Source organism: Chromobacterium aquaticum (assembly GCF_021129195.1).
Taxonomy (GTDB): Bacteria; Pseudomonadota; Gammaproteobacteria; order Burkholderiales; family Chromobacteriaceae; genus Chromobacterium; species Chromobacterium aquaticum.
In genome coordinates this window covers 41,498-61,816 of the sequence record NZ_JAJOHW010000089.1, presented here as the reverse complement: position 1 = coordinate 61,816, position 20,319 = coordinate 41,498, and the positions used below count along the sequence as shown (strand labels likewise).

General features: G+C 57.7%; 22 protein-coding genes. 7 read left to right on the top strand and 15 right to left on the bottom strand.

Annotated features, from left to right (window positions below; genetic code table 11):
• The first annotated feature begins 247 nt into the window (after nucleotides 1–247).
• The 3 genes from LQT98_RS14110 (at nucleotide 248) to pflB (ending at nucleotide 3,903) form a co-directional block, all read left to right on the top strand.
• Nucleotides 248–526, top strand: coding sequence for a hypothetical protein (locus tag LQT98_RS14110; RefSeq protein WP_156183919.1), 279 nt, complete (start codon nucleotides 248–250; stop codon nucleotides 524–526).
• A gap of 63 nt (nucleotides 527–589) precedes the next feature.
• Nucleotides 590–1,417: a formate/nitrite transporter family protein gene (locus LQT98_RS14105; protein ID WP_048410877.1), complete on the top strand. Its 828-nt coding sequence runs from the start codon at nucleotides 590–592 to the stop codon at nucleotides 1,415–1,417.
• A gap of 227 nt (nucleotides 1,418–1,644) precedes the next feature.
• Nucleotides 1,645–3,903: a formate C-acetyltransferase gene (pflB, locus tag LQT98_RS14100; protein ID WP_107800127.1), complete on the top strand. Its 2,259-nt coding sequence runs from the start codon at nucleotides 1,645–1,647 to the stop codon at nucleotides 3,901–3,903.
• A gap of 265 nt (nucleotides 3,904–4,168) precedes the next feature.
• Here pflB and LQT98_RS14095 read toward each other — a convergent pair whose 3' ends face one another.
• Together LQT98_RS14095 and LQT98_RS14090 are read right to left on the bottom strand one after the other, a co-directional pair.
• Nucleotides 4,169–4,660: a hypothetical protein gene (locus LQT98_RS14095; protein WP_231463013.1), complete on the bottom strand. Its 492-nt coding sequence runs from the start codon at nucleotides 4,658–4,660 to the stop codon at nucleotides 4,169–4,171.
• 259 nt (nucleotides 4,661–4,919) lie between these two features.
• Nucleotides 4,920–5,123, bottom strand: a complete 204-nt coding sequence (locus tag LQT98_RS14090) for a hypothetical protein (protein ID WP_231463011.1) — start codon at nucleotides 5,121–5,123, stop codon at nucleotides 4,920–4,922.
• A gap of 175 nt (nucleotides 5,124–5,298) precedes the next feature.
• Here LQT98_RS14090 and LQT98_RS14085 point away from each other — a divergent pair, with 175 nt between their 5' ends.
• From LQT98_RS14085 to LQT98_RS14070, 4 genes are all read left to right on the top strand, one after another.
• Nucleotides 5,299–5,793: a VOC family protein gene (locus LQT98_RS14085; protein ID WP_231463008.1), complete on the top strand. Its 495-nt coding sequence runs from the start codon at nucleotides 5,299–5,301 to the stop codon at nucleotides 5,791–5,793.
• A gap of 259 nt (nucleotides 5,794–6,052) precedes the next feature.
• Entirely contained in the window at nucleotides 6,053–6,736 is a 684-nt protein-coding gene (locus LQT98_RS14080; protein ID WP_231463007.1) for a hypothetical protein, read from the top strand.
• A gap of 598 nt (nucleotides 6,737–7,334) precedes the next feature.
• Nucleotides 7,335–7,652, top strand: coding sequence for a hypothetical protein (locus LQT98_RS14075; RefSeq protein ID WP_231463005.1), 318 nt, complete (start codon nucleotides 7,335–7,337; stop codon nucleotides 7,650–7,652).
• A complete protein-coding gene (locus tag LQT98_RS14070; protein WP_231463003.1) occupies nucleotides 7,649–8,134 on the top strand; it encodes a hypothetical protein in 486 nt (161 codons plus the stop codon). Before LQT98_RS14075 ends, LQT98_RS14070 begins: the two co-directional genes overlap by 4 nt.
• 185 nt (nucleotides 8,135–8,319) lie before the next feature.
• Here LQT98_RS14070 and LQT98_RS14065 read toward each other — a convergent pair whose 3' ends face one another.
• From LQT98_RS14065 to LQT98_RS14005, 13 genes are all read right to left on the bottom strand, one after another.
• Entirely contained in the window at nucleotides 8,320–8,760 is a 441-nt protein-coding gene (locus LQT98_RS14065) for a hypothetical protein (RefSeq protein WP_231463001.1), read from the bottom strand.
• A gap of 681 nt (nucleotides 8,761–9,441) precedes the next feature.
• A complete protein-coding gene (locus LQT98_RS14060; protein ID WP_231462999.1) occupies nucleotides 9,442–9,825 on the bottom strand; it encodes a phage tail assembly chaperone in 384 nt (127 codons plus the stop codon).
• A 12-nt stretch (nucleotides 9,826–9,837) separates the two neighbouring features.
• Entirely contained in the window at nucleotides 9,838–11,097 is a 1,260-nt protein-coding gene (locus LQT98_RS14055) for a hypothetical protein (RefSeq protein WP_231462997.1), read from the bottom strand.
• A gap of 2 nt (nucleotides 11,098–11,099) precedes the next feature.
• On the bottom strand, nucleotides 11,100–11,672 hold the full coding sequence (locus LQT98_RS14050; RefSeq protein WP_231462995.1) for a YmfQ family protein: 573 nt from the start codon (nucleotides 11,670–11,672) through the stop codon (nucleotides 11,100–11,102).
• Entirely contained in the window at nucleotides 11,669–12,733 is a 1,065-nt protein-coding gene (locus LQT98_RS14045; RefSeq protein WP_231462992.1) for a baseplate J/gp47 family protein, read from the bottom strand. Before LQT98_RS14045 ends, LQT98_RS14050 begins: the two co-directional genes overlap by 4 nt.
• A complete protein-coding gene (locus tag LQT98_RS14040; RefSeq protein ID WP_231462990.1) occupies nucleotides 12,733–13,083 on the bottom strand; it encodes a phage GP46 family protein in 351 nt (116 codons plus the stop codon). Before LQT98_RS14040 ends, LQT98_RS14045 begins: the two co-directional genes overlap by 1 nt.
• A gap of 72 nt (nucleotides 13,084–13,155) precedes the next feature.
• On the bottom strand, nucleotides 13,156–14,190 hold the full coding sequence (locus tag LQT98_RS14035; RefSeq protein ID WP_231462988.1) for a hypothetical protein: 1,035 nt from the start codon (nucleotides 14,188–14,190) through the stop codon (nucleotides 13,156–13,158).
• A 74-nt stretch (nucleotides 14,191–14,264) separates the two neighbouring features.
• Nucleotides 14,265–14,891 (bottom strand): phage baseplate assembly protein V, encoded by a 627-nt coding sequence (locus tag LQT98_RS14030; RefSeq protein WP_231462986.1) that lies wholly within the window; start codon nucleotides 14,889–14,891, stop codon nucleotides 14,265–14,267.
• On the bottom strand, nucleotides 14,888–16,015 hold the full coding sequence (locus LQT98_RS14025; RefSeq protein WP_231462984.1) for a phage baseplate assembly protein: 1,128 nt from the start codon (nucleotides 16,013–16,015) through the stop codon (nucleotides 14,888–14,890). The genes LQT98_RS14030 and LQT98_RS14025 overlap by 4 nt, the downstream gene beginning before the upstream one ends.
• Nucleotides 15,999–17,276 (bottom strand): DNA circularization protein, encoded by a 1,278-nt coding sequence (locus LQT98_RS14020; protein WP_231462983.1) that lies wholly within the window; start codon nucleotides 17,274–17,276, stop codon nucleotides 15,999–16,001. The genes LQT98_RS14025 and LQT98_RS14020 overlap by 17 nt, the downstream gene beginning before the upstream one ends.
• Nucleotides 17,276–19,429 carry a phage tail tape measure protein gene (locus LQT98_RS14015; RefSeq protein ID WP_231462980.1) on the bottom strand — a complete coding sequence of 718 codons (2,154 nt, stop codon included), beginning with the start codon at nucleotides 19,427–19,429 and terminating at the stop codon, nucleotides 17,276–17,278. The genes LQT98_RS14020 and LQT98_RS14015 overlap by 1 nt, the downstream gene beginning before the upstream one ends.
• Nucleotides 19,430–19,553: 124 nt before the next feature.
• Nucleotides 19,554–19,931, bottom strand: a complete 378-nt coding sequence (locus LQT98_RS14010; protein WP_231462978.1) for a hypothetical protein — start codon at nucleotides 19,929–19,931, stop codon at nucleotides 19,554–19,556.
• A 5-nt stretch (nucleotides 19,932–19,936) separates the two neighbouring features.
• Complete coding sequence (locus LQT98_RS14005; RefSeq protein ID WP_231462976.1) at nucleotides 19,937–20,311, bottom strand: phage tail protein; 375 nt, start codon at nucleotides 20,309–20,311, stop codon at nucleotides 19,937–19,939.
• Nucleotides 20,312–20,319 lie beyond the last annotated feature (8 nt).

Below are 20,319 nucleotides of genomic sequence, written 5' to 3'. Positions count from 1 at the left end.
TCGCTTACGTCAAGACGTTTGCTATATCAGCATGGCCGACGGCTTGTGATGAAGTATCATAATATGAAATCCGAGCAGCAAAATTTTTTTCGAAAACGAACAAAAATTTTTCAAAACGAACATTTTTTGATTGGTTTCAAACATTGTTTTGCCTATCAAACGACCGTTTTTCACTTATATTACTGATTTTTAAGCGTTTTTGTGTTGTTGGCAATCGCGCTTGCCATCGGCGTAAAGCCGGTGTCCGGTGGAGAAGGACGCTTTCGTGGCGCGGCGAAAGGCAAAACCGTTGCCGGCCATGTTGCAAAAAGAAGGAGCTGAACAGAGTCTCGCCAGGGAAAGACCTGCGTTTGATTGTTATCAAACAACGATGATGCAATACGAACATAAAATTTTCGTGAACCAACAATCGGCGCAAGCGCAGGCGCGGGAAGCCATCAAGGATGACAGTCAAACAAACTCGTGTCGGAAGCAGGCCAGGCCGGGCAAGTCCCGGCGGAAACCTGAAAACGGCATCATCAGTTGATAGGCATTGCATCAAGATGGACCCGAGGCCGGCGGCTCTGCCCTAGCTCGCGAAATGAAAAACATGAATCACGCCTCCACACTCGCCTATGTCGCGGCCGAAGCCGCCTCCAAACAGACCGTGCTGCGTCAGCACCCTGGGCGCTATCTATTGAGCGCCGGCATGGCCGGCGCGCTGATCGCCGTGGTGCTCAGCGTCAGCCTCAAGCTGGGCCAGGTCTTCTTCGCCGTCGGCTCCCCCGGCTACTACATCGCCGTGGCCGGCTTCTTTGGCGTGGCCCTGGTCAGCATCATCGTCTGCAAGCTGGAGCTGTTCACCAGCAATGTGATGTACTTCAGCGTGGGCGTGCTCAGCGGCGACTGCCGCGTGTGCAACCTGCTGCGCAGCTGGACCATGGTCTACCTGGGCAATCTGCTGGGCGTGTTGCTGTTCACCGCGGTGTTCGCCGGCGCCGGCGGCATGGGCAGCCTGCCGGCCGACCACCTGCTGTTCAATGTGGCCGCGCATAAAGTGCATGCCGGCGCTTGGGAAATCTTCTGGAAGGGCGCGCTGTGCAACTGGGTGATCTGCCTGGCGGTATGGGTGCCGTTGCGCATGGCCGGCGATGCCGCCAAGATGCTGATGATCCTGCTGCTGGTGTTCGTGTTCTTCTTCTCAGGCTTTGAACACAGCATCGCCAACATGGCCTTCTTCTCGCTGGCCCTGCTGCACGGCATGCAAGGCCTGGACGCCGCCGCCATCCTGCACAATATGATTCCGGCCACCCTGGGCAATATCGCCGGCGGCGCGCTGGGCGTGGGCCTGGTGGTTTACCTGCTGGAGCGTCACACGCTGCCGGCGCGGCGCGAAGCCGCAAAACCGGCCGCGACGGCGCTCGGAACCAGTGTTTGATGTTCGTTTTCGAATGTAATGCGCCGGCTACAATGACGGTGTGTTGATGTGGTTTTTCATGGTATTGAAAATAAAGCGTTTTTTATGGAATTTCGCCGCCGCGGCGCCCGGTTCGGAAACCGCGTTTTAGTCGGCGGCAGTTGATCTTTATCAAACGATTTTTTTCGAAACCGAATGTACAATATGTTCAGTACTCAACATTTACTGATAGTTACTAGGAGGCACACATGGATGCTCTGAATCGTGACGCGACTCAAGCCAACCCCTGGCGCGATTTCACCGGTGGTGAATGGCAAAGCAAGGTGGATGTCCGCAACTTCATCCAGCTGAACTACAAGCCGTTTGAAGGCGACGCCAGCTTCCTGGCGCCCGCCACCGCGCGCACCCAGAAGCTGTGGGACACCCTGAGCGAGTTGCTGAAAGAAGAACGCGCCCGTGGCGTGCTGGATGTAGCCGCTGACCGCGGCAGCTCCATCACCGCGCATGACGCCGGCTACATCGACCAAGCCAGCGAAGTCATCGTCGGCCTGCAAACCGACGCTCCGCTCAAGCGCGCCATCATGCCCAACGGCGGCCTGCGCATGGTTGAGAACGGCCTGGAAGCCTTTGGCTTCAAGCTGGACCCGGTCATCAAGGACGTGTGGACCCACTACCGCAAGAGCCACAACCAGGGCGTGTTCGACACCTACACCCCGGACATCATGGCCGCGCGTAAATCCGGCGTGATCACCGGCCTGCCTGACGCCTACGGCCGCGGCCGCATCATCGGCGACTACCGCCGCGTGGCGCTGTACGGCACCGACTTCCTGCGCGCCGAACGCCAAAAAGTATTCCATGAGCTGGACGACGCCGTTTTCAACGAAGACGTGCTGCGCCTGCGCGAAGAACTGTCCGAACAATTCCGCGCGCTGGACGAACTGAAGCAGATGGCCGCCAAGTACGGCTTCGACATCAGCCGCCCGGCCGTCAACGCCCGCGAAGCGGTGCAGTGGACTTACTTCGCCTACCTGGCCGCCGTGAAAGAACAAAACGGCGCCGCCATGTCCTTCGGCCGCGTCGCCACCTTCCTGGACGTCTACATCGAGCGCGATCTGGCCTCCGGCGCGCTGACTGAAGAACAAGCCCAGGAAATGATCGACGACCTGGTGATCAAGCTGCGCATCGTGCGCTTCCTGCGCACCCCGGAATACGACCAACTGTTCTCCGGCGACCCGACCTGGGTGACCGAATCCATCGGCGGCATGGGCGAAGACGGCCGTACCCTGGTGAGCAAGAGCAGCTTCCGCTTCCTCAACACCCTGTACAACCTGGGCCCGGCGCCGGAACCCAACCTGACCGTGTTGTGGTCCACCCAGCTGCCGCGCGGCTTCAAGGACTTCTGCGCCAAAGTGTCCATCGACACCAGCTCCATCCAGTACGAAAACGACGACCTGATGCGTCCGCACTGGGGCGACGACTACGGCATCGCCTGCTGCGTGTCCGCGATGCGCATCGGCAAGCAAATGCAGTTCTTCGGCGCCCGCGCCAACCTGGCCAAGGCCATGCTCTACGCCATCAACGGCGGCGTGGATGAAAAATCCGGCGTGCAAGTGGCCAAGGGCTTCGAGCCGATCAAGAGCGACGTGCTGACCTACGACGAACTGATGCCCAAGTTCGACCTGCTGATGGACTGGCTGGCCGCGACTTACGTCAAGGCGCTGAACTGCATCCACTACATGCACGACAAGTACGCCTACGAACGCATCGAAATGGCGCTGCACGACCGCGACATCCTGCGCACCATGGCTTGCGGCATCGCCGGCCTGTCCGTGGCCGCCGACTCCCTGTCCGCCATCAAGCACGCCAAAGTGCACATCATCCGCAACGAAGCGGGCCTGGCGGTGGACTACAAGATCGAAGGCGACTACCCGGCTTACGGCAATAACGACGACCGCGCCGACAGCATCGCGGTATGGCTGACCGAAACCTTCATGGACAAGATCAAGGCCCAGCCGCACTTCTACCGCAACGCGATGCCGACTCAGTCCGTGCTCACCATCACCTCCAACGTGGTGTACGGCAAGAAAACCGGCAACACCCCGTGCGGCCGCCGCGCCGGCGAACCGTTCGCTCCGGGCGCCAACCCGATGAACGGCCGCGACGTGAAAGGCTTTGTCGCCGCGGGCGCATCGGTAGCCAAGCTGCCGTATGAAGCCGCGCTGGACGGTATCAGCTGGACCGCTTCCGCTACCCCGGACGCATTGGGCCATAGCGAAGAAGAACGCGTTGCCAACCTGGCCAACTGCCTGGACGGCTTCTCCGACGCCGGCGGTTTCCACGTCAACGTCAACGTGTTCAAGCGCGAAACCCTGATGGATGCGATGGAACACCCGGAGCTGTACCCGCAACTGACCATCCGCGTGTCCGGCTATGCGGTGAACTTCGTCAAGCTGACGCGCGAGCAGCAGCTGGACGTGATCAACCGCACCTTCCACGGCAGCATGTAAGCGCAAGGCCGCTGGCCACCGCGACGGCCAGCCGGCACAACGCCAAGCCTCCCCCTCAGGGAGGCTTTTTTTATGCGCGGCGGTTTTGGATCAATGCCGCAGAAGATGCTTTCCAAGGTGCTGGCCGATCCGGAGCGCGCCGCCGCCAAGAGGGTGCTCGCTGCGATGATGGGGAGGATGGATGTTGAGGGAATTGAGGCTGCGCGGAGTGGAGGAGGGGGCGCCGCGCCATGCTTTTTGGCGGCGCGCCCACTGTAGCGATGAGTTAGAGTTGCCCTCTACAGCGTGCATGGTATTGATTGACAAACTTCCGGAAAACGGTCGCTACATAGATCTGCTTGTTTTCCTTAACCAGTGCCATGACATAGGCCCTGCCACTGCCGTTGCTTGTCCTGAAAGCATTAAAAAAGAAGAAGCCAACATTTCCATACTCGTCTTTGTTGGGGACAATGGACTTGCATTTCAGATCTGATGCATAGTCGGAAAAATACTCCTTCATTGATGCAATAAAAGTCTTCACCTCATTCTCAGAGCTGTCTCTCCGTGTTAAGGGCGACATTAGCTTGATGAGCTCATCCTCTTGAGCGTTTTTGGCGGCATCGATAAACCTTCTTTCTACTTCTTCATAGGGGGCCTCATCCCCACGAATGAAGTAGGAGTTAAGGCCCGAATCTGCATTGGGCGCGATGTTGTCATTGGCTTGGGCGCTTGAGTGGAAAGCTAATATAAGCAGAATGGCTGCGATTGGTTTTGGCATGTACAAGCTCTAACGGGTTTTATACGGGCGCGCGGGTCCATATATCAATAGATATTACTGACGCATATTGTCACACCCAAATGCCATATTCTTCAAGCCATTTTGTAATGAATCCGTCGGTATAATAACCCTCAATGTACCGCTGCCATCTGTGTTAAAGCCGCCATTTCCTGTCCCTGACGGGGCACGGCTACTTTGGGTCCTGGGCAGCCATAAGCTCAGAACGTATTTACGATCGTAAACAGGTTCTAAGCCCCCATCATCCCTGAATGTCCCGCACCACCCCGGCGCAAGCCGGGTTCCTGTTTTTCTTCTTCTCTATCCGCCGTGCCGTGCGGCTCTCCATGGTTTTGCGTTTGAGCAGCGCCCGCTGCTGGCGATGCCGTTCGTCAATGTCCTCGTACCCATCCACCTTGCGCACGGCCAGCATGAGCATGGCTTCCAGATAGTTGAAGAAGCCCACCCGGAAGCCGCGTTGCGCCGGCTTGCGGAAGCCGATGTCGCGGCTGAGAAGGCTTTTTATGCGCGGCTGCTTTGGATCAATGCCGCAGAAAATGCCTTTGTGCTATAAAATGGTTTGATTTATACGTCATTTTTCTTGACCGCCAGCGACAGATCAGCGGACCAGAGGAGGGACCATGCACAAAAACACCATCTGCTTGTGGTACGACGGCGACGCCGAAGACGCCGCGCGCTTCTATGCCGCCACCTTTCCGGATAGCCGCGTCGGCACAGTGCTGCGCGCGCCCGGTGATTACCCGGCCGGCAAGGAAGGTGATGTGCTTACCGTGGCATTCACCGTGCTGGGCATCCCGTGTCTGGGTCTCAATGGCGGCTCCACTTTCCAGCACAGTGAAGCCTTCTCCTTCCAAGTCGCCACCGAGGACCAGGCGGAAACCGATCGCCTGTGGCAGGCCATTGTCGGCAACGGCGGCCAGGCCAGCGCCTGTGGCTGGTGCAAGGATAAATGGGGCCTAAGCTGGCAAATCACTCCGCGTGTGTTGACTGAGGCGCTGGCCGATCCGGATCGTGCCGCCGCCAAACGGGTGTTCGACGCGATGATGGGGATGGTGAAGATTGATATTGCGGGTATTGAGAAGGCGAGGAGGGGGGATATTTTAGGTAGCTGTTGACGATCCAAGAGCGGTCTGTCAACAAGGCTATCCATATTGCGGATGTTGGTCCATCATTCTGGGAGTCTTAGGCCAGAACCAATCAGCTAAAGTAGGGCTAGGTGGTGTGAGGGTTTTACGGTAAATTTATACATTTATGTAATTCTAGCGCATTAGCCACTGGCTTAGCAAGGTAAGCCAGTTTCGAGTGGATGGGGTGACTAGATTATGCCGCAGGATTTGCGATCTACATTATGTTAGATCAGTCATCGAGATATATATGAATAAAACAGAACTTGAGCAATGGCTTGTCATAGCCAAAAACAATACGATCAAGCAACTTAAATTGCAGACTGATTGGTGGCCTTTGTCATCGAATTCAAAACCATATGCGGCACAGGCATCGGCTTGGGGTATAGCTTTTTTTACAGAAGCCGCACTAAATCGAGCTGCAGGTGAGGTGCTGACTGCCAGATGTTCAAACGGATCAAACAACTTGAGTCAGAGTATCGTGGATGCTTTGTGGGTTTCCTCTCCTGATCGAATTCACGACAAAGACCAACTAATGCTTGATTATTGTGTTGTGAATCAGACTGCATCGAGTCCCATTCAGGTCACAGGTGAAAGCGAAGTTGGCCCAAGCCATCCTATCGATTTCAATCCAATTCCGACTAACGGATATGCTTGGGATTTTTACAAGCTACTTATTGTCCCCAGTGCAACGCGACTCTTTTTCGCGAGGGTTGCATCCAGCGGTGGAGTCGGCGCACCGCAGAGAATAGAAGCCTTAGCAAAATCATTGCGCAAGCTTATAGATATCTATGGTCCAACATTTTTGCGGCCAAACGATGAGCTCGGCGCTGTTCTTATTCCGTCGACAACAAGTCAAAGAGATGGCGCAATCATACTTTGGGTTAGCCAAGGACGAGTCCGTTTCGAAAAAATCACGCCTGGTTTGCTCTAGGTCCAACCATTTCGTTGAGAGAAAGCTCATAAGCATAAGCCGTGAGGTATATTCGTGGCTTCGCTGAGATGGCTCCTAACATCAGACGTTGAGTGGCCGCTTTTATATTGATCGACCTTCCGCTTTAGGTCGCTTACAGTCGCTGGCTATGAACTACTCCCGGTCAGGATTAGTCTCTCGGTACCGTGATCGAAAGCAGGCGTAAGTGCATCAGGAGCTCAATGGTTAAGATGCCGCGCTCGCTGTTGAGCCACAACAAGAAAGCCTCAATGACTGTGCTGTCCAGTTGTGGGTGGGAGGCGGCTCTAGGGCTTGCGTGCTCATAAATGCGCACACCCTATTGGCATGAATCTGCTGTGCTGGTATGCTTTATGGCTAAAATTTTAGATGCTTGCGTAATTGTTTCCGTACCTTGGTCTAGCACAGCGGAGGCATAAATGTGGAGCTGGTTTTCATGTGTGTTAATACTGTAAATGAATACGTTGTGAGTCGTCTACCTGAAACTAAGCCCGCACTTAATACTGATCGCCTGCAAGTTGCGCTTGCAGGCTCCTTCCGTCCACCAGTTGGCTTCACACTATACACATGAGGAGTGCCTTTGAAACTCTATGTGATTGATAAGAAAAAAAACGGAAAAGTATTCCTTCGTACCATTGCCCCAAACCGCCAGGCACTTGCACAAAAACTTGGAGGCAAAGTCTTTAAGGCAAATGGTGCTACTTACTGTGTAAGCGATGTCGTAGCGGAAAAGGGCTCCGACAACACCGCCATTGGAATGCTGGTGGGCGGTGTAATCGGAGCGCTGGGTGGGGGAGCGGGTGTTGCGGCTGGTGGTGTTATTGGTGCTCTACTCGGAAAGGAGCAAGACAAGAAAGAGGAAGCTGAAGTTACTCAGTTTAACAGGAGCATCGCATGAGCCGCGGCAAGTTCAGCCCATCGAGGCTATTCGTAGTCATTGCATTGCTCATCCTTGGACTTGTTCTCGTCTACAGCAAAGATGAAGCAAAGAACGCTGTTCGTATTTTTCTCGAATCTTATTGGCCAGCGGTAGTCATCTGGCTCCTTGCAATTGTCGGCGTTGGTGCAGGCAAGTTCTTCTGTGAACCCGACGAAAATGGAGGAGAGGGTTTAATCTATAGAAGTTTTGGCGGATACGCCGATGCGGTGTTCACAATTGCCACCTATGGCTTTTCTGGAAGTACATCACTTGCGCTATTGAAAGGACTCTATTTACAGCTGTTTTTTGGTGGGTCCTTCTTTACAGGATTTGGTGAATTCGACCTTGCATCAATTTTTGTCATCTCATCATTTCTACTTTTCTATTCAGTTGTAAGCACGACAAGGCAAATCATAAATGTTGTTTTCCAAGCTGAAGCGACAACGGTTACATCTGCATAACACTACAGCCAAGTCGACCGTCAAAAGCTGCATTTGTGCAGTCGGCTTGTGTTCATGTTGAGTGTCCGGCTTCTCATGGCACGCAGGGTAGCTTCGGGTCGTAAATGGCCATAAGCCCATCAATCATCATCTCCAAAAAGCCCACCCCCAACCAAACCCCGGCCTAAGCCGGGGTTCATTCTTCCTTACTTCTTCTCTATCTTCCGCACCGCGCGGTTTTCCATATTCTTGCGTTTGATCTGCGCCTGTTGCTGACGGTGCAGTTCGTCAACATGCTCGAACACGTCCACCTTGCGCGCGGCCAGCGTGAGCATGGCTTCCAGATAGTTGAAGAAGCCTACCCGGAAGCCGCGTTGTTCCGGCTTGCGGAAGTCGATGTCGCGGCTGATGCGCGCCAGCAGGCTTTGGGCGCGGTAGCCGGGGTTGTCCTTCAGCCATTGCACTAGATGGGCGCCGCATTCGCGGCCATAGGCGCAGTCGGCGGCGTAGTCCGGGTGCGCGGCTGGCATCTGCCAGTAATCGGCTTGTGGCCGTCCTGGGCGTCGTGACACGAAGGGGAGCAGGGCTTCGCGCGCTTCCAGCGCGGCTTGGCGATAGCGACGGCGAGTGGGAAAGGTTTTCGACATGGTGTTTCTCCTGCGGTGACACAAGATAAACCACCTGCCTGTGAATCGTGGGGTAGGTGTAGGCAGGCGCGAGGCAGGATTGGCGTACCGAGAAACAAGGAATCGGTGAGCGCTAGGCGCTCTCCCACCACGCACCCGCCAGCCATGCATGAAGTACAGACGCAAAGCGGGTACGGATGAAGGCGCAGATGCGCCTTCATCCCCCTGTTTCGAACGGGACGCCAATCCCGGTGCCGCTAATGACAGCACCCGGCGATTGTTACCGAGTGGGGTGGCCGGGTCAAGCTAGCGAGGCTTGCACCAGATCTGGTTCATAATCTTGGCTGGGCTTGAATCCGCTGCGCGGATGATGGTTTAGGGCCGGTTCCGCCCGGCGAACGGAAAGGGGAATTTGCGCGGCCAAATTCCCCTTTACCCCAAAGGCCGCCCTGCAAGCCTGGCCTTCGGCTTCCCGCCGGGGCCTGTCAGGCCCGAGGCGCGGCTGAACTCGCACCGCGCTAATGTAACGCGGCGCGCTATTTGGCACTCATTTGCACAAGATTTGGCACCGGCAAATAGCGCCGATAACACCTGAATTTGCAGTTTGATTGTCACCAAAACCGCATAAAGCGGGATGCTACATTGTGCAATACAAAAGGCCGGGCGAGTGCACAAGCACCGACCGGCCTCACCCTATCGCATCTATTCGCCATCCTGCACAGATGCAGGCGTATCCGGCCACGTAACCGATGTCGGGAAACCGACCTGCGCAGGAACATCACGAAGGGCTTGGCGGTACGCCTGCAGAATCGAAAACTGGCTGGTGCTCAGCGTGGTGGGCTTCGACATTTCGATCTCGTCGCGGTGACGTTGTACAAACCACTCGGTCAACTGCAGACGTTGGTCTCGTTGCGCTCGCACCTGTTCCGCCTGCTGCTCGGCGCTGGGCGACGGATTCTGAATGACCTTAGCCTCGTCGTCGGTGATCTCGACACTCCCTGCCGGCAAATACACATCGCAACCGTTCGCAAGGTCGCTTTCGGAAAGGAAGTGCAGCCCACCGGCCGTATCTTGAAAATATGGCATTGCCTTCTCTCCTTATCGGGTTTCAAACCAAGTAAAGCTGGGACCGGCCGGGCCAACAAGATAGGATTGACCTGGCGGCACCACCGCAGAAAACGAGAGGTATGTTGTTAACCCGGTATTGTTGAAGTTGGTTTGCGTTTGCGAGCCATTGATTAGCAAGTTCATGCTGTTGCCAGAACCTAAATAGACCGCGACTTGAACAAAGATGGGTTTGTTCGTCGTGTTGTAGTAGGTCGTGTTCAGCGCCCGCGATGCGGTAAGGTTTTGGAGGGTTTGCCCAAAGCCAAATGATTGCAACGAGGCCAGCCCCTGCCCTCCAAGGCCCTGCACCAAGGAAGGTGCCGTTGCCCAAGTACCGGCAGTGGCTTCGGTAACCTGGACGAAGCCCACAACACGGTATGGGGAGTTTGCCGAGACCGCCGATGCAGAGTAGATCGTGCCGGCTGACGTCGCTCCACTACTAATTGTCGCGGGGCTGATCAGTGTGGTCTCACTCAGATCTATACCGCCGGCAATGTTTGCGACGCATGCGACGGGGGTGCCTCCGTTGTACGCCACAATCAGGGCTAGCGTGGCCGCCTGGCCATTGGCCATGCCCAGCGTTGCGCCGGATGGCACGGTTATGGACAGTGCAGAGCCGATAGACGTTGACGCATTCACAGCGCCGCTTGTCAGCGTCGCAGAGCGGAAATCCAGCGTTGTCGGGTTCAACGTCAACGTCAGCGCATTTGCGCTAACGGCAGCAGCGAGGGGCTGGATTTTCGACGAGACAACGGTAGGTAACTGGCCGAGCGCAACGGCTTGACCAGCCTGGGTTGCGTTGCCTACGCCTGCTGGGCCAGGAACCGACAACGCGCCCGTTGCGGCATCGTAAACCAAGCCATCTACGCCGCCAGTCGCCGAGAACACGATTTTGGACCCTTGCAGTTCGAGACGAGAAAAGCTGCCTCCGTCGTCTCGCGCCATCAGTCGCGATCCCGGCCCAGTGTTCGGGGCCAGCACTTCGATGTTGTTGTTGGCTGCAATGTGGACCTTCAAGCCAGATGCAAAGACCGGGCTGGCAAGAGCCGCTTTTTGCGCAAGCACCGCCAGTAGAAACGTCTTGACTTGGTCATCCTTTGTGGGATCGATTGAGCCACTCAGCCCGGTAACCAGGTTCGCCAGTTCGCCCTGGATGGCGTTGAGCCATGCCGCGGTAACAATCGTTCCCAACTCACCGGTCGCAGGGTTGCCGTCATGGAACTTCTCATCAGGCGTATTGATCAGTTGCATGTCTAGGCCTCTTGATAAGCAAAGTAAACAAAGGTGTGTGCTGGCTTCAAGTCGTTAAACACCTCTTCAATGATGGGGTCACCAAATGTCGTCAGCCGCTCGCCAGCCGCGGACAAGCCGGCCTGAAAGCGAAACACTCGTGCCGCGCTATCGCTTTGAACCACCACTCGCCACACCCAAATCACATCCGCGATCCACAATGGGTCGCCTGCCCGGCTCACTCCAGCCCGAAACGGCTGAGGCTCATTGATGGTGATCTGGTAGCCCAGCCCGGCCGCCAAGCGGATGAAGTACGGGATGGACAAGCCGCCGATCTCCGCCAACTTGGCCAGAACGGCCTGCAGGCGCTGCTGATAAGGGGCGCTGGCCGGCGGGGTGATGCCGCAGACGCGCTCCCAGTTCGGCAGCAGTTGCTGTGCCAAAAATGGCGTCACGCCGCCCAGGACATAGCGCGCGCTGACCTGCGCAGCATCCAGCGCCTTGCCTTCCGCGGTCAGCTCAGCTTGCAAGGATCCGCCACTGGGCGCATAGCTCACTGGCGGCAACAGTAGGGACAACAGCTCATTGTGGTTCATGGCATCGCCGTCACGGTGACGGTGCCCACGCGCACCCATTCCACTTTGGTTTCATCCACCACCGGCACTACGTTGGCCGCCGGCAACGTCACCGCGCGGTCGACTACCCCGGACAGGTCGGAGATCAAGGCCTCCATGCGGCTCTTGATTGCGGTCTCTCCCGGTGCCAGCTGGTTAAAGTAGACGCCCAACGCCGCCTCAATCTGCACTTGTGCGGCGGCCAGGGTGATACCGGACAACTTCACCTGGACGGCGACGTTGGTCGTTTTGGGTGTAGGGGCCAACACCAGGCAGTTCTTGGCCGTGACTGGGCGCAGGTCGTCGATGTAGTCCTGTACCGCGTCGATAGTGGCCTCCGACGGCAGCGCGCCGGCCGATGTGATCGCCACGTCGACGGTGCCGAGACCACGGCGAAGCGGATAGACGTAGGCAGCGGTTACGCCCGGCACCTCCATCGCCCAGCGCCGGTAATCGTGGCGGTTGCCGCCGGCCGGCGGGCGGCGGATCAGTTCCAGCAGCCGCGCCAGCAGCGCCGCGTCGTCCTCTTCATTCACTCCGCCGGTCATGGTCACGATGCTGGCCGCGCTGGTGACGCCGGACGGCGCGGCGGTCAGCTCCAGCGCTGCATTGGCCGCGGCGTTGCCAACGGTGCCGGCGGTGTTAGCGACGGCAGTTACGGTGGCAATGCCGGTGCCGTCGATCACACCGGCCGACGTGGTGGTGTACACCTGGTCGCCCAGCTTGGCGGATAGACCAGTCGGCACCGACGCGCCCGGCATGCCGTATGCCTTGATCTGTCCTTGGGCCGCCACTGCAGCCTTGCGAGCCAGGCCGCGCACACGGGCATGCAGCTCCAGGTACTCGCGGTCGGCGGTGTCGGGGAATATCTGGCGCACGATCCACGCCTGATGCTGATACAACCCTTCGACGGCGCTGGCGACGGAGCTGGCGCGGATGAAGTAGTCGCTATCGGGGCCAGTGTCGGCATCCGGCAACTGGTTCTTGATGTCCCGCAATAGATCGTCGCGGATCTTGGCGAATGCGGGAACGGAGAATGCCATCACGCGACCCTCACCGGGTGCTGAAAGCGTTGAACACGGCCGCTGATGTCTTCGACCTGGATGTGCAGCTCAAGCCAGCCGGGTTGCTGGCGAGACGTTGTGGCGGCCACGCTGTTGGCGCGACCGTCCTTGATCAGCGGCGCAAGCGCCTGCTCGGAGTATTGGCGGGCCAGCACAGCCACGCGACTGACGTCCTTCTCGCGCTGCAGCTCGTGCAGGCGCGACCCCAAGGAGGGGTCGGCCCACCAGCTGCCCAGCGGCGTCATCAGCCGTAGATAGACCGCGTTGGCCAGGGTGTCGGTGCGGGATCCGGCGTAGTCGCCGGTTTTGGGGTCAATTAAAGCGTCCATGCCCCGCAGTGTGCGGGGCATGGTGGGGATGGTAATGTTTGATGGGCTTCAGTTACTTAGGGCTTAGGAGCTTTACTCTTCGTTATCAAGCTCTTCAGGCTCCTCAATGTCACCCACTGCCATGATCTTTGCGTTCTTCACCTGGCCGTGATGCTCTTTTGCATTAATGTGGAGAGTAATGACCCTTCGTTTCCACTCTGCACGTTGCAGCTTGTTCATCGCATCTATAGTAAGGCTGGTTTCGTCCGCTTGTGCGACAAAGTCTTCTCCAGACTCAAGGCTCAGGACCTTAATCTTGAAATCCGTTCGTAAGGAGCTGTCAACACCGAGAATTCTGAACCGTCCATCGAGACGTATTTCATTTGAACGACGTCTTGCGTTCTGAACTAATAGATGTGCCTGCTCACCACTCAGTGCAACCCCTTGAATTTCCCCACTATTGGTTGACTCCATGCCCTTGAGCATGTCCATGTTCATGTCGTAGGCAGTACGGTAAATATTGTCTACCTTCGCGTTTTCTTTAATGAGACCTTGCATGACAGTCATGCGCTTGGTCTCCTCACTGGACATGGACTGCATGACCGTGAGCTGCTGCTTCTGCACCTCTGTACCAAGTTCTTCAGATCTAACTTGGCGGCGGTGCTCTAGGATGCTCTTGATCGCGAAGTGGCCAAAAAGCAGCAACATGGCCGCAAGGATTACGATGAGCATTTGTTCGCCGGTCATCTTTCCCATCGCTCCATCAAGAAATTTTTCAGCTAGGGCTTGAAAATCGACATTGTAATCTGAAGAGCCTCCATCAACACGAACCTGAATCTCCAGGTCTTCCTTTTCCTGCTTGGTAAGGTTGTTGATGTTCGGTGTGTTGTACTTGCTTATAGCATACGATCGATAAACTGCAGCTTGAAGAGCCAAGAAGCTTTTCATCATGGCAGGGGTAATCGACTGATCGTACTTGCGACCTTTGGCATACACACGCAAGTTTGGCCACCCTTCAAAGTGGACATTCAGATCCTCAATGTCCAACTTGATCGTGCCATCAACCAGCTGCGTCAGATACCGATATGCGTCATCTTCACTGCGGATGAAAATTCCTGCCTCGCCCATAGCTTTACTTTAAATTCTTATGAAACCCACATAATGCCAAACGAATTGAAGGCAGTGCAACCTGATATTTGACACTAGAGGGGTTCACCCGTCACCCCGCCCGAGTCCCCTGGATGTGTATGATGTGCGCCGCTCTTGCCGCCAGCCACCACATCCTCTGTCGCCGTCAGCGTGCCGTCCACGTGCGCGCCGCTGCCACCACTGATCGCCATCCCGCCGCTGCCGTTGATCTGGCCCTGGGCGTTGAATACCCCGCTGGCCGTCAGCGCCGGGGTGTTGAAGGTGGCGTTGGCGCTGGCGTTAACTTCCCAGGTCTGGCAGTTGACTTTAAACACGTCACAGTCGGTCTCGATCAGGCGGCCGCGCTTCAACACGATCTTGGCCCCCTCATCGGTATAGAGCGCCACCTCACCGGGGGCCAATGACTTCAGCCGGTAGCTGCCGTGCTCGGTGGCGATCACGATGCCGTGAGCGGTCTTGCCGCCCACCGGCAGGATCACCGCCATAGTGCCCGGCGGCGGGTTGCTGGTCAGCCCGTAGTGCTGGAACAGCTCGTTGTCCTGCAAACGCTCGCCGGCCAGGCCGTCAGCTTGGGCCAGTTGCACCGCCGGGCCGCTGCTGACGCGTGTCAGTACACCGCGGAACGCCTGACGCACGCTGGACATTGCCCGACGGATGCGTTTGTCGATTTCGTTGATCATTTGCTCACGTCCACGGCTTCCAGCCCCGCCGATCCATTCTTGCCGCGGCGGTGCTTGCGTTTATGCGGGTGGGCGTCCAGCACCCATACCTTGTCTTCCTTCAGCGTCAGCGTTGTGACGGTGCCCTGGCCCCGGCCGCCCTGGAACTTGCGCGCCATCAGAAAGAAGGTCGCATCGATGCCGTGGGCGTCGCTGATCACATGAATGCGCTGGCCAGGCTGCCACAGCACGCCGCTGCTGGTGCGGTGCCCGGCCACCTTGGCGGTCAGCGTAAAGCCCTTCAACCTGGAGTCGGACAACAGCTTGCGGCCGCGAGCGCGCGCCGCCTCGGTGTTCTCGGCCTCGTGGTCGACGATGATCTTGGGGCGGTAGATCTTGACGTCGGGATCCCGCACCGTGCTCTTGAGCGCGTGCTTGCCGTTTTCCGTGGCGGTGCCATGGCGTTGGCCCAGCACCGTGAACTCGGAGTAACGCTCCGCCATCGAGCGCACCCGGCTCAAGCTGATCACATTGTTGTCCTTGCCCTCGCGGCGCATCACCAAGCTGGCCACCGGCGGGGTGTTGTAGTCCGGGCCGCCGATCACCAAAGTGCCGTCCGGCTCGAACCACGGCCACAGCCCGTTCGCCTCAGCGGCATGGACCAGGGTTTCCCAGGCGGTGTCGCCCGGCTCTACGTTGATTTTCTCCGACGTCATCGACCGGGCGGCGTCGATGCGTATCTTGCTGATGCCCAGCGGCTTGACCACATTGGCCACCACCTCGGCCAGCGTCGCTTGCTTTGCTGTGAAGATGGGGCTGGAGCAGTCCACCAGCACCGCCGCACCGTCGCGGCCGGACAGACTCAGCGTGTGGCTGTTCTTGTCGATGGGATCGGCGATCTCGTCTATCTGGCCGGTCAATACCGTGTCGCGCCCAACCCGAACCACCACGCTGGCTCCGGCTTCCACCAGCGGCGGAAACTCGCCCTTGGGCAAGCCCAGCGACACCTGCCACGCGTCGGCCGGGATCATCAAATCAGAGTCGATCTCGTAGCTGGTCCATTGCTGGTGGACCCGGCCACCGATCAGCACGCTGACCGCGTTGTCCCCGGAGGGGCGTTGGTAACGGCTATCGGGCGTAGGCATTGAGTACGTCTCCCACTTGCAGCGCGTTCGGGTTGATCAAATGCGGGTTTAGCCGCGCCAGCTCCTGTGCCCGCGTGTAATCGCCATACCAGCGGAAGGCGGCCAGGTGCAGATTGCCAGGCGCCTCGACGGTCCTGGTGATCAGCGGCGGAAGCGCCTCAATCACCGCCGAGGCGGCGTCCTGGGTGCCCAGGGCGGTGTCTTTCAGCGCCTCGGTGACGGGCCGGAAAACTTCGACGGGGAACAGCTGGCGGTGTGTTTCAATGGCTTGCTGAATGGAGTCACGCACGTCATTGGCAATCCGTTCGATTTCGGGCGGGGATAGGGTTGGCTTCTCCGCCTCGGCGGCCAGGATCTGGCCAGCCACCTCGGCCAGCGTGGTGGCCACCGTCGTCTGCACCACGGCCGTCAACAGCGCGACATCTTCCGCCTTCGCCGGAATCGGCTTGGCTTCAGCCCCGACACTGCCGCCAGACTCTCCGCCACTCCCTGCCGTGTCTGCGGATCCCGACGCCACCGCGCCCGGCAACTGGACAACATTGTTGAGTTGACCCGTCAGGCTTTTCCAATCCGACATGATCACGCCGGCATCGAAGCTGCGCAGGTCCGCCATGCCGCTGACCAGGCTGACCACGTCGCTGGCAAAGGCGCGCGGATAGTCGATCAGATCCAGCGTGGTGCCGATGATGCTCTGCAGCTGGCTGCGGATCGCGCCCAGCGTGCCCGTCATCACGTCGCGCAACGCATTCAAGCGTGACAGGCTACCGGTGACGCCGCTCAAGGCAGAGATAGCCGAGGCGAACACATCGATGCCATTGAAACGGGCCGTTTCCGCCAGCATGCTGACCGCTTCGGCCTTTTGAACCGGTAGCTGCTGGACGAAGAAAGGGTTGCCGGGCGTAGCTTCGACAAAGGCCAGCTCCACCGTGCAGTAATCCGGGCTGTCGGCGTCGTGGCCGATTTCGTAGCTGAGGAGCTGGGCCTCCTTGATGCTGCCGAAAACAGGGTGGATCAGCTCGCCGTGGCCTGGCTCGTCCAAGACTTTCAGGAAGGATTGCAGACGGTTTTCGTAGTCCTTGCCGAAGAACGCGGCGGACATCGTAATGCGTCGGGCCTTGCGGCCCAGGTCTTCCACGTCCGCGCCGTCCAGGTAGGGGTATTCGTGGCTTGCCGAGTCGCGCTGAGCGCTGTCCACGGCGCGCATGCAATCGAAGGTCACGCCGCGGAAACTGGCGTCAAGCAGGGTGTCGGCCCAGGCCATCAGTTCCTCCTCGCTTGTGTGCTGTTGCTTTGGTTGACCACTGCGACCAGGTCACCACCATTAACCCTGAATTCACCCGTCAACTGGATCTGCATCGGTTGGTTGACGGCCTGCTGCATTTTCTGTGCCGCAACATCCAGTTTGGTTGCGGCGTTCATGGTGGTCTGAAGCATGTTGAGTTGTGGGATTGGAGCAGCAGAGCTTGGGGCATTGCGTAGGTCAATCGGCGGGGCTTTGGCACGAGCCTCGTCTTGGGCATAGCGTTGAAGCCATTGCTCGTTCTCAGCCGCATAGCCTTTACCAAATTGATACCAAGGCTGATAACGCTTTCGTGCGGCGTCTATCTGAGCTTGCGAGTACTGGGCACGGAGCCGCTTCCAGCGCGCATCACCATGTTTAAGCTCATCGTCTTCTTGATCCGTGGTGAAATTGGCCAGCGATACTGCGGTCAAACCGAGGCCAGCGCCAGCGACTGGTAGGTTGCGCGCTGCTGGGCCTGTCTTCGGTAAAATCCCTCCAGGTAGCTTTGCACCGCCGCCGCCCTTACCCAATAACAGCATGGGTAACGCCGCTGCACCGGCCGCCGCGCCAAGAGCACCTATGGCTACCGTTGTCCCTGCAAGTACCGTGGACAACCCTGGATACTCTTGCGCATAGTCCGCCAACTTGCCGGCTACATCTCCAATCGTGCTACTCAGCCCATCAAAAGCCTTCTGCTCCGCAATCGTTTTCTCATTCCTTGCACGCTCAGCTTGAAACGATGCGGTGCCCTGTATTAAACCGAAGTTTGCATCCCCAGTACCCGCAGCATTGGGCAGCTTTGCCACAATGCCATTGACGTACTCTCTATTCCCCATATACCCGACCAAGGCCATCAATGCTTGTCGGTCTTGAATGAGGGTGCCAATAGCCGAACCTTGCAAAATATCAGCTTGGGAGTCCAAAAGAGCCTTTCTTTCATCCCCCTTTGCCGACTTTAGTTTTCCTTGAATGCTCTGATATCGTTTGTCATGAGCGACAACTTTATCGACCAACCCAACAAAGGCGTCTAGAGAATCCATTCCTTTCTCTCTTGCAGCCGCCAGCGTTCCAGCAAGGTCAATTCCTTTTTCCCCCTTTTTCTTTGCTTGAAATGTGGTGGAACTTATTTTTGAAGCGTCTTTAGCCGTATCTTGGCTGTTGATTTTGGCAAGCAGATTGACCACGTTGTTGCCGGCCTCATCTTTAGTGCCCGCAGTAATCACGGCAGCCTGATTTAATGCCAGCAGTTTCGCTGCACCAGACATCCCGTTCATGCCAGATTGTTTTGCAGCCGCCATCTGCTGAGGTAACCACTTGGCCATGTCTTTCAGCTCAAATCCGCCGGCTTGGCCGGCCATAATTGACATATCCAGCAGTTTCGGCAGTTCATGCTCTTTGATTTTGAACGTCTGCATGGCACGTATGGCGATATTGCCCAATTCATTGGGGTCCGCCCCTGTACCCGTCGAGTACTTCTGTAGAACAGGCAATAATTTAGTTGCTGATTGCTGGCTCATAGCACCAGAAGCGATCAGATTATCCAGGGTCTCAGCGGCTCCTTCTCGCGAGCCTCCGCCAATCCTTACCGCCTGTTGAATCGCTCCGTCCAACTCTCGCATACCAGCACGCCGCCCCCCGATATCACGCTCTGCGTAGGCCGTATTGGACATCATCGCCAGACGACGGTCATAGTCCATGGTGCGCTTCACCGGCTGCCCGACAACATAGGCTCCGGCCGCAACACCGCCAGCAACCGCCGTCAACACTTTGGCCCCTGTCGATAAATTGCGCTGCAATTCGCTGACACCTCGCATCTCGCGGCGCAGTTCTTTGACCTGGTCCCGCATGGCGCTGTAAGCGCGGGTTTGCTCCCGCGCCGTCATGGTGCCGCTGCTTGCCAGGCGCTTGTAGGCGGCCTCGGTCTGCTGGATCTCACGCTGAATGGTGCGCTCCGACCTGACGCCCAGTTGCTCCCGCGCGGCGGTCATACGCTGGCTTTCGCGTGACAGGCCAATGACCGCTTTCTCGGCGCGCTGGGTGTTCTTCTCAAGATCCTGCATCGCCCGCGCAATCGGGCGCGAGGCTTCGTCGCGGGCCTTGAGGGTTAGGCCGACTTCAGGTTCTCTTGCCATGTTTAACCGGGCTTCCTTTTGCGCTTGGATTTAATGCTGCGCTGCTCAACACTGCCGCGCTGGCGTGTCTTGCCGCCGTACAAACTATTGACGGCGGCAAGGTAGCCTTCAAACTCGACGGCGTTCAGCTCCCGGATCCGGGACTCGGGGATGCCGTGCCGGCCGAGGACGACGACGGCGAGTCGGAATCCGCTGAGTTGCTCTTCGGCCGCATCCGCTTTTTTTTGAGACGATCCCTCGCCTCGGTCATCACGTCGTAGTCGTCATCAACCATTGTGCCCAACAGCTCGTAGGTGATCGCCTCGCGCGGGATGTCGCCCAGCTTCACCAGGCTGGCCGCCAGCATCATGGTGTTGAGACGCAAGTTGGAGCCGCCGCCGCTGGTCTCGATTGCGTCGATGTTGTCGCTTACCGTCGGCAAGCGCAGCTCGAATGCGTAGTGCATCTGGCCGGAGCCGGCCGGATACTCGACGCCGTACTGCAGTTCGCCTTTTTCGGTCATTGTGGTTATTCCTTCACGTGGCGCAGCGCCTGCAGCTTCAAGTCGCGGCGTGCTTCGTTGTCGACGGAGTACTTGTCGCCGGTCTCGGTGGTAAAGCAGTCGAGATAGCTTTCCCGCTTGCCGCCGTTGCTGTTCGGATAGATCGTCAGCTTTGCGCCTTCAATCGCCTCCCAGTCCAGGTCGCCGCTCAGCGGGATGGCGACGGTCACCGACAGGTCGTATTCGGCGATGCCCTTGGCGAAGCCTTTGGCCCGGCCGGTCTTGTTCATGGTCTTGACCAGCTTCCGGCCGGTCTTGGTGCTGATGCTGACGTCGATGACTTCGACTTCCTTGCCGTCGACTTCCAGCACGATGGCCCCTGCGTATTCCTGAAGCGCCATGATGTCCT

Bases quoted from the DNA above. Each gene is read 5' to 3' on its own strand.
- LQT98_RS14105 (WP_048410877.1), top strand. From the start codon at position 590: ATGAATCACGCCTCCACACTCGCCTATGTCGCGGCCGAAGCCGCCTCC.
- pflB (WP_107800127.1), top strand. From the start codon at position 1,645: ATGGATGCTCTGAATCGTGACGCGACTCAAGCCAACCCCTGGCGCGAT.
- LQT98_RS14095 (WP_231463013.1), bottom strand. From the start codon at position 4,660: ATGCCAAAACCAATCGCAGCCATTCTGCTTATATTAGCTTTCCACTCA.
- LQT98_RS14085 (WP_231463008.1), top strand. From the start codon at position 5,299: ATGCACAAAAACACCATCTGCTTGTGGTACGACGGCGACGCCGAAGAC.
- LQT98_RS14080 (WP_231463007.1), top strand. From the start codon at position 6,053: ATGAATAAAACAGAACTTGAGCAATGGCTTGTCATAGCCAAAAACAAT.
- LQT98_RS14070 (WP_231463003.1), top strand. From the start codon at position 7,649: ATGAGCCGCGGCAAGTTCAGCCCATCGAGGCTATTCGTAGTCATTGCA.
- LQT98_RS14065 (WP_231463001.1), bottom strand. From the start codon at position 8,760: ATGTCGAAAACCTTTCCCACTCGCCGTCGCTATCGCCAAGCCGCGCTG.
- LQT98_RS14060 (WP_231462999.1), bottom strand. From the start codon at position 9,825: ATGCCATATTTTCAAGATACGGCCGGTGGGCTGCACTTCCTTTCCGAA.
- LQT98_RS14055 (WP_231462997.1), bottom strand. From the start codon at position 11,097: ATGCAACTGATCAATACGCCTGATGAGAAGTTCCATGACGGCAACCCT.
- LQT98_RS14050 (WP_231462995.1), bottom strand. From the start codon at position 11,672: ATGAACCACAATGAGCTGTTGTCCCTACTGTTGCCGCCAGTGAGCTAT.
- LQT98_RS14045 (WP_231462992.1), bottom strand. From the start codon at position 12,733: ATGGCATTCTCCGTTCCCGCATTCGCCAAGATCCGCGACGATCTATTG.
- LQT98_RS14040 (WP_231462990.1), bottom strand. From the start codon at position 13,083: ATGGACGCTTTAATTGACCCCAAAACCGGCGACTACGCCGGATCCCGC.
- LQT98_RS14035 (WP_231462988.1), bottom strand. From the start codon at position 14,190: ATGGGCGAGGCAGGAATTTTCATCCGCAGTGAAGATGACGCATATCGG.
- LQT98_RS14030 (WP_231462986.1), bottom strand. From the start codon at position 14,891: ATGATCAACGAAATCGACAAACGCATCCGTCGGGCAATGTCCAGCGTG.
- LQT98_RS14025 (WP_231462984.1), bottom strand. From the start codon at position 16,015: ATGCCTACGCCCGATAGCCGTTACCAACGCCCCTCCGGGGACAACGCG.
- LQT98_RS14020 (WP_231462983.1), bottom strand. From the start codon at position 17,276: ATGGCCTGGGCCGACACCCTGCTTGACGCCAGTTTCCGCGGCGTGACC.
- LQT98_RS14015 (WP_231462980.1), bottom strand. From the start codon at position 19,429: ATGGCAAGAGAACCTGAAGTCGGCCTAACCCTCAAGGCCCGCGACGAA.
- LQT98_RS14010 (WP_231462978.1), bottom strand. From the start codon at position 19,931: ATGACCGAAAAAGGCGAACTGCAGTACGGCGTCGAGTATCCGGCCGGC.
- LQT98_RS14005 (WP_231462976.1), bottom strand. From the start codon at position 20,311: ATGGCGCTTCAGGAATACGCAGGGGCCATCGTGCTGGAAGTCGACGGC.